At 44.9% G+C, this 13,485-nt stretch carries 11 protein-coding genes; 6 read left to right on the top strand and 5 right to left on the bottom strand.

What is annotated here, in order from left to right; genetic code table 11:
* Window positions 1-284 precede the first annotated feature (284 nt).
* From NE664_07620 to NE664_07595, 6 genes are all read left to right on the top strand, one after another.
* Window positions 285-1,058 (top strand): AAA family ATPase, encoded by a 774-nt coding sequence (locus NE664_07620; protein ID MCQ4726523.1) that lies wholly within the window; start codon window positions 285-287, stop codon window positions 1,056-1,058.
* Between the two features lies 1 nt (window position 1,059).
* A complete protein-coding gene (locus tag NE664_07615; GenBank protein ID MCQ4726522.1) occupies window positions 1,060-1,947 on the top strand; it encodes a ParB/RepB/Spo0J family partition protein in 888 nt (295 codons plus the stop codon).
* Window positions 1,948-1,974: 27 nt separating this feature from the next.
* Complete coding sequence (locus NE664_07610) at window positions 1,975-2,706, top strand: DUF4446 family protein (GenBank protein ID MCQ4726521.1); 732 nt, start codon at window positions 1,975-1,977, stop codon at window positions 2,704-2,706.
* Window positions 2,707-2,929: 223 nt separating this feature from the next.
* Window positions 2,930-4,204: a serine--tRNA ligase gene (serS, locus tag NE664_07605; GenBank protein MCQ4726520.1), complete on the top strand. Its 1,275-nt coding sequence runs from the start codon at window positions 2,930-2,932 to the stop codon at window positions 4,202-4,204.
* Window positions 4,205-4,533: 329 nt separating this feature from the next.
* Window positions 4,534-4,890 carry a NusG domain II-containing protein gene (locus tag NE664_07600; protein MCQ4726519.1) on the top strand — a complete coding sequence of 119 codons (357 nt, stop codon included), beginning with the start codon at window positions 4,534-4,536 and terminating at the stop codon, window positions 4,888-4,890.
* 20 nt (window positions 4,891-4,910) lie between these two features.
* On the top strand, window positions 4,911-5,399 hold the full coding sequence (locus NE664_07595; GenBank protein MCQ4726518.1) for a Gx transporter family protein: 489 nt from the start codon (window positions 4,911-4,913) through the stop codon (window positions 5,397-5,399).
* 751 nt (window positions 5,400-6,150) lie between these two features.
* On the opposite strand, the gene hemL is transcribed toward NE664_07595, so the two are convergent.
* The 5 genes from hemL to hemA form a co-directional block, all read right to left on the bottom strand.
* The gene (hemL, locus tag NE664_07590) at window positions 6,151-7,428 is read right to left on the bottom strand and encodes a glutamate-1-semialdehyde 2,1-aminomutase (protein MCQ4726517.1); all 1,278 of its coding nucleotides are present in this window, start codon (window positions 7,426-7,428) and stop codon (window positions 6,151-6,153) included.
* A 399-nt stretch (window positions 7,429-7,827) separates the two neighbouring features.
* Window positions 7,828-8,799 (bottom strand): porphobilinogen synthase, encoded by a 972-nt coding sequence (gene hemB / locus NE664_07585; protein MCQ4726516.1) that lies wholly within the window; start codon window positions 8,797-8,799, stop codon window positions 7,828-7,830.
* Window positions 8,796-11,135, bottom strand: coding sequence for a uroporphyrinogen-III C-methyltransferase (gene cobA / locus NE664_07580; protein MCQ4726515.1), 2,340 nt, complete (start codon window positions 11,133-11,135; stop codon window positions 8,796-8,798). Before cobA ends, hemB begins: the two co-directional genes overlap by 4 nt.
* Window positions 11,132-11,746 carry a bifunctional precorrin-2 dehydrogenase/sirohydrochlorin ferrochelatase gene (locus NE664_07575; protein MCQ4726514.1) on the bottom strand — a complete coding sequence of 205 codons (615 nt, stop codon included), beginning with the start codon at window positions 11,744-11,746 and terminating at the stop codon, window positions 11,132-11,134. Before NE664_07575 ends, cobA begins: the two co-directional genes overlap by 4 nt.
* 4 nt (window positions 11,747-11,750) lie before the next feature.
* Window positions 11,751-12,887 carry a glutamyl-tRNA reductase gene (gene hemA, locus NE664_07570; GenBank protein ID MCQ4726513.1) on the bottom strand — a complete coding sequence of 379 codons (1,137 nt, stop codon included), beginning with the start codon at window positions 12,885-12,887 and terminating at the stop codon, window positions 11,751-11,753.
* Between the last annotated feature and the right edge of the window lie 598 nt (window positions 12,888-13,485).

The following is a 13,485-nucleotide window of genomic DNA, read 5'->3' as shown; positions in this document are numbered from 1 at the left end:
TAAATATAATTTATTAATAGATAACAAAAAACTTTATAATTTATATAAATACACTATAGATACTTTCCAAATTATGATATATATTATACGTAATTTAAAATATATTTTAAATTGTATCTTTGCTTAGCAAATTGTTAATGTTTCACATGAAACATTTTAAACGCATGAAACAGGCGTATATATTAAATAATTCATAAAATACCCCAACGGCATTGATTTTTGGGGAATATGTGGTAAAATAAACCTATATGCGCAAAAGGCGGTTAGATAAAGGAGCGGTAAAATTGGGCAAAGTAAGGGTTATAGCAGTAACAAATCAAAAAGGCGGCGTAGGGAAAACCACAACCGCAATCAACCTTTCAGCCTGTCTGGCCGAAAACGGGAAAAAAGTCCTTATAATAGACGCCGATCCTCAGGGAAACAGTACAAGCGGCCTCGGCCTTGAAAAAAACAGCTTGGAAGCCACCGTATATAATATGTTTCTCGGCGAAATAGGAATAGAGGATATAATAACGCCGTCATGCGCTGAAAATCTTTGGGTGCTTCCTTCCAATATGGAACTTGCGGGTGCTGAAATAGAACTTATAGGCAACGAAAAAAGGGAATTTATACTAAGAAACGAACTTGAAAAAATTAAAAACAATTATGACTATATTATAATAGACTGCCCGCCCAGCCTTAACATAATAACCGTTAACGCGCTTTCGGCAGCGGATACGGTGCTTGTGCCGATACAGTGCGAATATTTCGCCCTTGAAGGTTTGGAACAGCTGCTTCATACGATAGGGCTTGTCAAACAGCGTCTTAATCCGCATTTGGAGCTCGAAGGCGTGGTTTTTACAATGTATGATTCCAGAACGAACCTTTCTCTTGAGGTTGTGGAAGAGGTTAAAAGAAGTTTGGGGCCGGAAGTATACAGGACCATTATACCGCGCAACATACGTTTGGGCGAAGCTCCAAGCCATGGGCTTCCCATAACAATGTATGCGGATAAATCAAAAGGAGCGGAAAGCTACAGGCTTTTGGCTGAAGAAGTTATGGAAAAGGAGTGGAAATGAATTGGCTGTTAAGAAAAGTGCGCTCGGCTCTAAAGGCCGCGGGCTTAACGCCCTTATTAATTCGGAAGTTGACAGCCTCGGCGCTGTAAGCGGCAATGTTGTGGATATAGATATAAATAAAATCGAACCTAACAGAAGCCAGCCGAGAAAACATTTCGATGAAGAGGCGCTTATTGCGCTTGCCGATTCCATAAAAGAATGTGGAGTGATACAGCCTGTAATCCTTAAAAGAAAGGACGACTATTACGAGCTTGTAGCGGGCGAACGGCGATGGAGAGCGTCGAAAATAGCCGGCATAACAAAAATACCGTCGGTTATAAAGGATTATGACGACCAAACCGTTTTTGAAATAGCTTTGATAGAAAACCTCCAGCGGGAGGATTTAAACGTAATAGAAGAGGCGAACGGCTATAAACGCCTGAGCGAAGAATTTAATTTAAGCCAGGAAGAAATTTCAAAAAAAGTCGGCAAGAGCCGTTCGGCGGTAGCCAACTCAATGAGGCTTTTAACCCTGTGCGAAAAGGTACGGGATCTCTTAATTGACGGAAAAATATCGGCGGGCCACGCAAGGGCCCTTATACCTGTGGAGGACAGCGAAGTTCAGCTGGAGCTTGCAGAACGGGTCGTTGAAGAAGAACTCAGCGTAAGGCGCATTGAGGAAATAGTTAAACTCTATCTTTCCCATACGGAAAAAAGCGAAGTCAAACAAGAAAGCCGTTCAAAATTTACAACAAGCTCATTTGGAAAAATAGAAAATGATTTGAAAACGATATTCGGTACTAACGTTAAGCTTAAAAACAAACAGAACAAAGGAAAGATAGAGATTGAGTTTTATTCTGACGAAGATTTGGACAGGCTTGTGACGCTTATAAACAGCATAAGCCGTTAATTAATATAGATTGGGTGTGTTTTAAACATGGGCGGAATTACAGACGCTTTTAACGGCAGCCTGCTCATTATTGTCGCGGCGCTCATAATCATGGTTATAGCGCTTATGATTATATGCATAGCCACTGTTATTGACATAAAAAGGCTAAAAAAGAGGTATGAAGTTTTCACCGGAAGCAGGAGAAGGCCGGAACATAATTTGGAATCACAGCTTTCGCAAATACATGAAACAAACGAGAAGCTTGAAGAAAAATACGGTTTGATGTGCGACATAATAAAGGATATGGATAAAAACATGGAAAAATGTATCCAAAAAGTCGGCGTTATACGATATAATCCGTTTGATGAAGTCGGCGGCAACCTTTGCTATGCCGTTGCTATACTTGACAATGAAAATAACGGCGTGGTTTTAAACGGCATACATAGCCGCACGGGAAGTTTTACATATGCCAAACCGATAGAATTCGGCGTAAGCGAGTATGTGCTTTCGGTGGAGGAAAAACAGGCGCTTGAAGCCGCATTGGTAAGCGGCCATTCGTCAAAGACGCGCCATGAAGAGATTGAAGAACTTCAAACATATAGGAAACATGTTTACAGCCGTGCAAACCGCAGCAGCGAAGAAAGCGACGAATCCGATGAAGTTATGGAAGGCCAGATGTCTGTCGACGATATACTTGCCGCCGCAATGGCTTCAATATGTAATCCGGAAATCGGGGGGAGTGATTTCCGGGATACAAAAACGGCAGGCACTTCGCTTTAACCGCCGCATTTGTATGAAATTATTATATCCTCAAAATAAATATGGTATACATACATTTAAAAAATTTGTTTAAATTTTCTTTCAGTGTAACTAAAAATTTTTCCGCCGTATATCGGCTGTGTAAAATCCGGATATAATTTATTAAAAATCCTGCCGTTATGAATTAAATATTTCCAAAAAGGAAAAATAATAGATAAGCTTTTAAAGCTCTAGGAGGAAAATCATGTTAGACGTTAAACTTTTAAGAACAGATTTTGATACTGTTAAGGCGGCCCTTGATAAAAGGAATAAAGATTACCATCTTGAAAAATTTATCGACCTTGATAAAAAAAGAAGGGAACTTATAGGCCGCGTTGAAGAACTTAAAATGAAACAGAACGCGGATTCAAAAGAAATACCGAAACTTAAAAAAGAAGGCGCGGACATAAGCGGTCTTATGGCTGAAATGAAAGAGCTTTCAGACAGGATAAAGGAACTTGATGCGGAAGTAAACGCTGTTGACGCGGAAGTTACTGATTTTATGTACACTATACCAAACACGCCGTATAAGCTTGTTCCGGCGGGAAAAGACGACAGCGAAAATGAAGAAATAAGAAAATTCGGCGAGCCTACAAAGTTTGATTTTGAACCTAAGCCGCATTGGGAGATAGGCGAGGACTATGGTTTCCTTGACCCGGCCACTGCCGCAAAAATAACGGGAACGCGTTTTACGGTGTATAAAGGCGCGGCGGCAAGGCTTGAACGCGCGTTGATGAACTTTATGCTTGATATGCACACCACAAAACACGGATATACGGAAGTTTTTCCGCCTTTTATGGTTAACAGGAAATCAATGACCGGCACAGGGCAGCTTCCGAAATTTGAAGAGGACGCTTTTAAAGTTGCGGGCACGGACTATTTCCTTGTGCCTACGGCGGAAGTTCCTGTAACGAATATGTATGCCGATATGATACTTGACGGAAGCGAACTGCCTATTAAACACACCGCATACACAGCATGTTTCAGGGCCGAAGCCGGAAGCGCCGGCCGCGACACAAGGGGCCTTATCCGTCAGCATCAGTTTAATAAGGTGGAAATGGTTAAATTTGCAAGGCCCGAAAATTCTTATGAAGAGCTTGAAACGCTTACAAACGACGCCGAGGATATATTAAAAGCCCTTAATATACCGTATAGGGTTGTAAGGCTTTGCGGCGGCGATCTCGGTTTCAGCTCTGCTATGACTTACGACATAGAAGTGTGGATGCCAAGCTACAACAGGTATGTCGAGATTTCAAGCTGCTCCAACTTTGAAGATTTCCAGGCAAGGCGCGCAAATATAAAATTTAAGGACAATATGAAGGACAAAGCGCGTTATGTACACACTCTTAACGGAAGCGGCCTTGCCGTAGGCAGGACGACTGCCGCCGTACTTGAAAATTTCCAGCAGGCCGACGGTTCCATTATTATACCGGAGGTTTTAAGGCCGTATATGGGCGGGCTTGAAAGGATAACAAAATAATTTGTTTCTTTAAAAATGCTAATAAAAATTTTTAAAGCGACGCGGCGGCTGTTTTTGTGCCGTATACTGACGGACTTTATATTGTAAACAGCCTGTGCACGCCGTATAGTTTTTGTTTGAACCGCGTCAAAAGGTTTCAGAGCTGTACGGAGACATGCCTTTATTTCAGCGTATTAAAATAATAAAAATAAGCCGCTGGAAAATATGGTTTTAATCTTATGTTGAAGCCGAATTGTGATTTTTAATATAATTAAGGTGATTGCCGTTATAATCCGCCGTGTTTTCCACGGCGGAAATATTATTTTTAAGGAATGGTTTTATTGAAAAAAATGGATATAGCGGCGGCGGTTATTGCCGTAGGGGCGGCGGCGGTATTATATTTCGGCGGCGTGCTCAAGCCCGGAGGGGAGGGCGGTTCAGCCGTTATATATGTCGACCGCGAGCCGATTGTGCGCCTTCCGCTTAAAGATGATATAACATATACCGTTGAAACGGAAAACGGCTATAATGTTGTGACAATAGAAAACGGCATGGTTGGAGTTTCGGATTCCGACTGCCGCGACAAAATATGCGTCAACCATAAAGATATAAACAGCGTTAACGAAAGCATTGTGTGCCTTCCGCATAAAATGGTAATCGAAATCGAGGGCGGGGAGCAGTCGAGCGTTGACGCCGTCGCACAGTAAAGAAGAGGAGCGGCTTAATTTTGAGTAGGAAAATAGCGTATTACGGAATATTTGCCGCCTTGGCGATACTTATGGGATATGTCGAAATGCTTGTTCCGATACCTATGGCTGTACCAGGTATAAAGCTCGGCCTTTCTAATGTAATCGTGCTTCTTGCCCTTTATGTAATGGGCGCAAAAGGCGCGTTCGGCATATCTATAGTCAGGGTATTTGTTTCAGCGCTCCTTTTCAGGGGGATGCTGGGCTTATGGTACAGTACGGCGGGGGCTATTTTGAGTTTTGCGGTTATGGCGGTTGCGAAAAAAACTGATAAATTTTCAATAGTCGGAGTCAGCGTTCTGGGCGGGGTATTCCACAATATAGGCCAGATTGGCGCGGCGTGGGTTATACTCGGCAGGGCTGTAGTCATATACCTTGCCCCCGTCCTTATAGTCAGCGGCGTTATAACGGGTTTCGGAATAGGCATTGTGTCCTCGTATTGCTTAAAACATTTGGACAGAAAGTTTTGAACGATTAAATTTTTAACGGAATATCTTTGCTTACACAGGCTCACGCTGCAAGTAGAAAAATTTCCTGTGACGAATACGCTTGCCGCAGGAACCGCTATGCCGTCGCGTAATGCCTTGGCAAAAATTTTTGCTTTATGATGTAGGATAGTTTTAAAGGGTGTCAGCGGCGTAAGGGCAAAGCAAAGGCGCGCCGTCACAGCGATTCATGCGGCAACCGGCTTTATCACAGCTATTGCCCGCTAAATCCGGTTAAAACAACATGTGTTCCTGTAAACTTAAACTATATACAGTTTAAAAAGTAAGAAGCGGCCCTATAAGGCGTTAAAATTATTTAACGTATTTATAGGGCCGTTTCCGTATGCTTTTTAACGCTTTTAAACCTGACATGATTTTTCAAGCTTTTTGTATCCGTGTTATAAACTTTTTATATTCAATGCGGAATGTCCTGCATTTAAGTCAGGAATGGCGCTAAATGTGATTCAACCCGTTCGCGGAACTTTTCCAAATGGAAATCAGATAGTTAAGCCGGTTATCCGGAACGCCCGACAGCAAAAAAATTCTGTTAAGAGCTTTTATGTTGTTTGACATTTAAGCGGACGGTTATAATTAAACTTTTGTTTTTTTCCCAAATGCTTGTCGTAAACTTATCCGTTAGAATTTTAATTCAGAATAACGGTTAAAATCAACTCAGTAAAACTTAAATTAAACATAATCCGGTTATATTCAGGCATTAAAATAACTTGTCCTATGATTATAATTTTAAATTCACGATACCCTTTATGACTTCTACGGTTCTTTCTATATCCTCGTCGCTGTGGGCGGCGGACAGGAACATGGCTTCAAACTGCGAAGGCGCGGCGTATATGCCGTTTTCAAGCATGTAGCCGAAATATTTTGAAAATTTTACAGTGTCGGAAGTCATGGCCGTTTTATAATCGGTTACTTTCTCATTTGTGAAAAATACGGATAAAAGCGATCCGACCCTGTTGACGCATATATCAAGGCCCGTTTCGATAAACGCTTTTTCGAGCTTTTCGGCCGCCGCGTTGATTTTTTCGTAAACGCCGCTGTTCTCGGCAAGTACGGAAAGGGTTTTTATGCCGGCCGCAACGGCGACGGGGTTGCCTGCAAGAGTTCCGGCCTGATAAACCTTTCCGACAGGCGAAACACATTCCATAATTTCGCGTTTTCCGCCGTAAGCCCCGATAGGCATGCCGCCGCCGACTATTTTACCCAATGTGGTAATATCGGGCTTAACGCCGTAAAGTTCCTGCGCCCCTCCCTTTGAAAGGCGGAACCCGGTTATAACTTCGTCGAATATCAAAATCGAACCGTGTTCGGCCGTAATTTCCCTTAGGAATTTAAGGAAGCCTTCCTTAGGAGGGATAACGCCCATGTTTGCCGCAACAGGCTCGACTATAACGCACGCTATGTTTTTGCCGTATGTTTTAAATATGCTTTCAACGGATTCAAAGCTGTTGTATTCGGCTATAAGCGTGGTTTTTGTATATCCTTCCGGAACTCCGGCGCTGTCCGGCACGGCGTTTGACATCAGCCCCGAACCGCTTTTTACAAGAAGGCCGTCGCTGTGACCATGATAGCAGCCGCGGAATTTAACCGCTATATCGCGTCCCGTATACCCCCTTGCCGCCCTTACGGCGCTCATAACGGCCTCGGTGCCGCTGTTTACAAGGCGCGTCATTTCCATTGAAGGCATAAGGGAATTTATTATTTCGGCTATTTCAAGCTCTTTTGAAGTAGGCGCGCCGAAAGTCAGGCCGTCGGCGCACGCCTTTGCAACCTCTTCTATGACGGGAGGGTACGCATGGCCGAGTATAAGCGGTCCCCAGCTTAGAACATAGTCTATAAACATATTGCCGTCCTCGTCGTATATATGGCTTCCTGATCCGCGTTTTATAAAAAGCGGGCTTCCGCCGACGGCGTTAAACGCCCGTACAGGGCTGTTGACGCCTCCGGGTATCAATCTTTTGCTTTTTTCAAATAAGTATGCGCTTTTAGTGCGTTCCATTTTTCCCCTCCGCAAAATATTAAAAAATTTATATATTATAATTTTCAGCATAACGAAACGGCAGTTTCGGTTAGCAGTTAACGGTTTATAGCTTCGGTTTAAAGGGAACATACGGTTTTAAGCGGCGGAAGCGGCTCAATAGCCGTGTTAAAGCCGATTGCCGCAGGGTTCGCGGCGTCCGCTTTGCCTTTGCCTTGCTCTTACGCCGCTGCCGCCGCTTAAAACTCTTTGGCCCCACAAGGAAAAAATTTTTTGAAGTTAAAGGCGCATGTGCGCCGACACAGCGGAATCATATGGCAAACGTATGCAACGCCGGAATTCGGAAAATTTTACATGTGGGACATGTGTGTCCCTGTAAAGCGAAGCTATAATAAAATTATATATTTTTTTGAAATATCCTTATAAATTCCCTTCTTTAAGCCACCTTGCCATGTCAAGGGCATGGTATGTTATTATAATTTTTGCCCCCGCACGTTTTATGGCCGTAAGGTTTTCAGTTACAATGCGTCTTTCGTCTATCCAGCCGTTTAAAGCCGCCGCTTTAACCATGGAATATTCCCCGCTTACGTTGTAGGCCGCAAGCGGCATATTAAATTCCTCATGGGCGCGCCGTATAATGTCAAGATACGCAAGGGCGGGCTTAACCATTATAATGTCGCACCCTTCCTCTATGTCGTCGGCTATTTCCCTTATGGCCTCGCCGCCGTTTCTGAAATCCATCTGATATGTTTTCCTGTCACCGAAGGAAGGCGCCGAGTCGGCCGCGTCGCGGAACGGCCCGTAATAAGCCGAGGCGTATTTTGCGCTGTAACTCATAATCGGTATGTTTTTAAATCCGTTTTCGTCAAGGGCGGCGCGTATTGCCGATACCCTGCCGTCCATCATATCCGACGGGGCTATAACGTCGGCTCCTGCCTGAGCAAGGCTTACCGCCATTTTTGAAAGGAGCGGCAAAGTCTCGTCGTTTAAAACTTCATGGCCGCACACCATTCCGCAATGGCCGTGGCTTGTATATTCGCATAAACATACGTCGGCTATTGTTATCAAATCCGGCAGGCTTTTTTTAATAAGCCTTACTGCCTCCTGAGCTATGCCTTTCGGGTTATACGCTTCGCTTGCGGCTTCGTCCTTGTGTTTCGGTATGCCGAAAACAAGCGCGCCGCTTATGCCGCTTTCTCCTATTTCCTCAAGAAGCGGCGGCAGCATATCCAAGGAATACCTGAATATTCCCGGCATGGATTGTACCGGCGTTTTTATGTTTTCGCCTTCTTCAATAAATATAGGATATATAAAATCCTTTGGGGAAAGGGTTGTTTCGCTTAAAAGGTCGCGCATTTGCCCGGTAGACCTTAAACGTCTGAATCTTTTCATTTTCTCACCTCTGAAATTATTTTTTCCGCAACGCCGTCCGCCGTGTATCTGTCGGCAGTCAAAAAGCCATGCACGCCCATATTTTCCAAAGCTTTTGCCGTAACGGGGCCTATAGCGACGGCCTTAACCCCTTTTTCTATGACGCCGCCGTTTTCAAAATATGATTTAACGCCGCTTTGGCTTGCAAATACCACAAAATCGGTTTTTCGGTTAAAGTCCGTTTTAACTGCTTTAAGGGAATATACTATTATTTCATCATAATTTTTAAGCGGTTTTATCAGGCTGCGGCTTCCGCCTTCCGCCCTCGGTATAAGTATTTTTTCGTTTTCTCCGAATTTTTCGGCAAGTAGGACGCCGAGGCTTTCCGAAGTATATTCCGCGGGGATCAAATCCGCGTTTATGCCGTATTCCCTTAAACGTTCGGCCGTTCCGCTTCCTATAGCCGCAAATTTAACGCCGCCGAGGGCGCGTATGTCAAAACCAAGCTCAAAAAAACGGTTAAAAAACACATTTACGCCGTTCGGCGATGTAAATGCAATGCAGGAATAGGAACATATATTGTTAAGGGCGTTGTCAAAGGGAGCGTTGTTTTTAAACGCTTCAATTTCTATGCGGCATGCGTTGAATACATACGCCCCGGATTTTTTTAGCTTTTCGGAAAGCTTTGAAGCAAAAGACGGCGTTCCCGTAACGGCTACCGTAACTCCGCTTAAAGGGGGATAGCGGCGCTGTGAAAAATCGAAACGGCAGACTTCTCCCACAACTATTACGGCGGGCGGCTTTAATGCGGCTTTATCCGCTTTTTCGGCTATGGAGCAAAGCTCGCCGCGTATAACCGATGCATGAGGGGTGTACGCCCCGCTTATTACGGCGGCGGGAGTCCGCGGGTTTTTGCCGTTTTCAATCAGCTTTTCGGATATACGGCTTAAATTTTTAAGCCCCATCAGGAATATGAGCGTGCCGTTAAGCTCCGCAAGGGTTTTGAAATCTTCGCCGTCGGAATTGTCAAGGGTATGCCCTGTCACAACGGTAAAGCTTCTGCTTATACCCCTGTGGGTAACGGGTATCCCCGCAAAAAGCGCCGCGGCCGACGAGCTTGAAACGCCCGGCACAACTTCAAAAGGTATGCCAGCTTTCAAAAGCGCTTCGGCTTCTTCGCCGCCACGGCCGAATATAAACGGATCGCCGCCTTTAAGGCGCACTACGGAGCCGCCCTTTTCGGCTTCGCTTATTATAAGGGAGTTTATTTCTTCCTGTTTCATGTGGCGACTGCCGGCGCGTTTGCCGGCGAATATAATGCGACAGCCTTCCTTTGTCATGTTAAGGAGGTTTTCGTCGAGAAGGCTGTCGTATATTAAAGCGTCGCATTCCCCGATAAGCTCTAAAGCGCGGGCTGTTATAAGCGAGCTGTCGCCGCATCCCGCCCCGGTTATATATACTTTTTTCGTAACGCCTGTTTTTTCAACGCTTTTTCCTCCAAGTGCGTTTTTGATGCGCAAAACGGTTTTTTCCGCCAGGCCGCGGATATTTTCGGCCTTGCCGCTTACGGTGATTACGCCGCTTTCGCCGTAAAAGGCGTTTACGGTTATGTTTTCCCCTTCGGTAACGGCATGCACGCCTGCCGCCGCATGGCAGTCCGCCCCAAGAAGCCTTAAAATTTCCCTTTCCGTATTAAAGCATACGTTTGTTTCATAGTGGCTTATGGCGGAAACGGTTTCATAAACAACGCCTTCGGTCCTGCCTTCTACGGCGATTATCCCCTGCGCCGCCGCCGGTACAAAACGCGAAACGTCAAGTTTTTCGATACTGTATTTTCCGCCGTCTATGCCCATGCGGGAAATGCCCGCGCATGCCAGTATAACGGCGTCAACCTCTCCCGTTTCGAGTTTTTTAAGCCGCGTCTGTATATTTCCGCGTATTGGTATAAACTCCGCATTCGGAAACATTCGGCGTCCGAGGGAGATCCGCCTTAGGCTTCCCGTGCCTATTTTCGAAATGTTTTTTGTACCTTTAAGAGCGATAAGCGCGTCGCCCGGTTCGCCCCTTTGCGGCGTAGCGATAATACCGAGGCCTTCCCCGATTTCCGCCGGCAGATCTTTTCCGCTGTGTACGGCTATATCTATTTCGCCGCTTTTGAGCGCGTTTTCTATTTCTTCCACAAAAACGCCTTTGCCGCCGAATTCAAGCACGGGTTTGTCAAGTATCTTATCGCCTTTTGTCGATATGCCCACAATTTCACATTCGGCCGACGGGAATCTTTTTTTAATTTCATCTATTACTATTTCGGTTTGTTTTAAAGCCAGTGCGCTTGTCCTTGTGCCAATGCGTATCTTCATTTTCCAACCTGCCTTATTATATTTTTAATTTCTTCGCCGCTTATCTTGCCGCCGTTTTTGTCCATTGCGTCGAAAAGGGCGGCAAAAACTTTTTCACGTGTTTTTTGGCACGGTATGCCGCTTTTTATTTCTTCGCGTAGGCCGCCGAGGGTTTCGGCGATATCTCCCATATAGGCGGGTACGCTTTTTTCGATTATCCGGCGCACCGCCTTAGCCGTCTGGGGGCTTTCTCCAGATGTTGAAATACCCGCCGTAATGGGGCCGTCGTTAAAAAGGGCCGGGAAGAGGAAGGAACATTCCTCCTTTACGTCGACAACATTTACAAGTATGCCCTTTTTACGGCAAAAATGCGACACGGCCGTATTTACGGCGGGATCGTCCGTGGCCGCTATAACCATAAAAGCCCCTTCGGCATATTCGGTTTTAAATTCGTCGGTTATAATATTTACGCCTTCGGCAGAGCGTATGCCGCCGCACACATCGGGGGCCACCACCGTTATACGGCAGCCGAAACCGATAAGTTTCAAAACCTTGCGCATCGCCACGTTACCGCCGCCGAATATAACGCACGGTTTATCGGCTATATCTATAAAAAACGGGAAATATGCCATAATATCACCCTTTCGTAATTTTTTCAAAGGCGCGTATAACGGCGCGCATTTCCTCGGCAGTCAATTCCTTCCTCATTTTATAGAATATATTTTCGATTTTTGTTTTGTTTATATATTCTTTGATTTTGGGAATCTGCGGCAGAAATTCGTGAAACGCCAGTTCTTTTATGGTTTCGTCGGCAAGCGTTTCAAGCATTTCTTCCGCCGTTTCGGCTTCCCGCCGCTTTAATATATTGTTCCCTTTTGAAAGGGTTTCAAAATAGTCTATATTGTAAAGCGTGACTCCTTCAGCTTCGGCAAGCGAGGGATCTATGTCGTTGGGCACGGCAAGATCGATTAAAAGACGCGTCTTTCCCGCCGACGTATTTTTTAAATATTCGTCGGCCGTTACGGTATAGTGCGGGCTTGACGTCGCGCTTATTATCACGTCTGAATTGTCCATATACAAAAAACGGCTGTCGTAATCGACGTATTTGAGCCTTTTGAAATAAGTTTCGGGAAGGCTTGCGTTATGTCGGCGTATTGTGCCCACAATATTTATATTTTCCTTTGAAAGCAGGTTTTTGGCGGCTATTGTGCCCATTTTTCCGCTTATGCCTATTATAAGTACGTTTTTCACAGGCTTATTAATGCCGAAAACGGCGTTTGCCGTCAGGGTGCCTATCGAAACGGGCGTTTTTGATATGCCTGTGCATGTTTTGATTTTTTTTGCCGCCGCAACGGCGTTTCTGAATACAGTGTTTAAAGCGTAGGAAGTTGCGGATATTTCAAGAGAAGCCGCAAAAGCGTCTTTAACCTGTCCGAGTATTTCATCTTCGCCCATAACCATACTGTCTATGCCGCAGGCAACTTTGAAAAGGTGGCGCACCGCCTGATCCCCGCTGAAAATATTGAAATATTTTATTGCGCCGTTTATATCAGCGTTTTTGAAACGGCACAGAAGCTCTTCCATGCCGCGAACCGAAACGCCGCCTGTAAAATATATTTCTAAACGGTTGCATGTGCTTAAAAGCACGCACCCGTCGGCATATCCGCCGTCCAATGCGGATTTTATAAAGTTTTCCCTTTCCAGCGCCGTAAAAGCAAAGGCGCGGCGTATTTCAAGGGGCGACGTTTTATGGCTTATGCTTATTGTATACATATTTTTTACTCTCCTTATATTTATATAGTAGATTGGCATGTTTTCTTTGTCAAGGGAATTGAACATCGCGGCGCAAAGTGGTATTATAACGGGTATAATACGTAAAAGTTTAAGGACGGTTCGCGTCGGCGTATATTCGGTAAATCATGGCGTTTTTTGCCGTCAGGCGGCATATATGGACATAACAGCGGGATTTTCGGCGGATCGTGCCCGCACAAGTTCGCAGGGAATACGTCGGTTAAAATGGTACTGATTTGGCGGCCTAAGACTATGTTAATTTATGCGGGTTATGCAATCAACAAAGGCATGCGCGGTTTTAAGCGGCTGAAAGAGGTTCGAAAGCCGCATTAAAGCAGTATGGATAAGAGTCCGCCGAGCCTGTTCGTATTTGCTTTGCTATTACGCCGTTATTGCCGGTTAAAAACCATCCGTCATAGCAAGGAAAGAATTTTTTGCCGTTTAAGATGCATACGCGCAGGCACAGAGGGACCCCTCGGCAGGCATTGAACCGCCGAAGTGCAAAAAATTTTCCTTATGAGAGACGCGCGCGCCTTTTTAAATCTAAGCGATTTTGGCGTTTAAAATAAAAAACCGCTTT

This window comes from Anaerotignum faecicola, assembly GCA_024460105.1.
In the GTDB taxonomy this organism is placed as follows: Bacteria; Bacillota; Clostridia; order Lachnospirales; family Anaerotignaceae; genus JANFXS01.
Note: the sequence above shows the minus strand (reverse complement) of the source record. Positions and strands in the feature narration are given on the sequence as shown.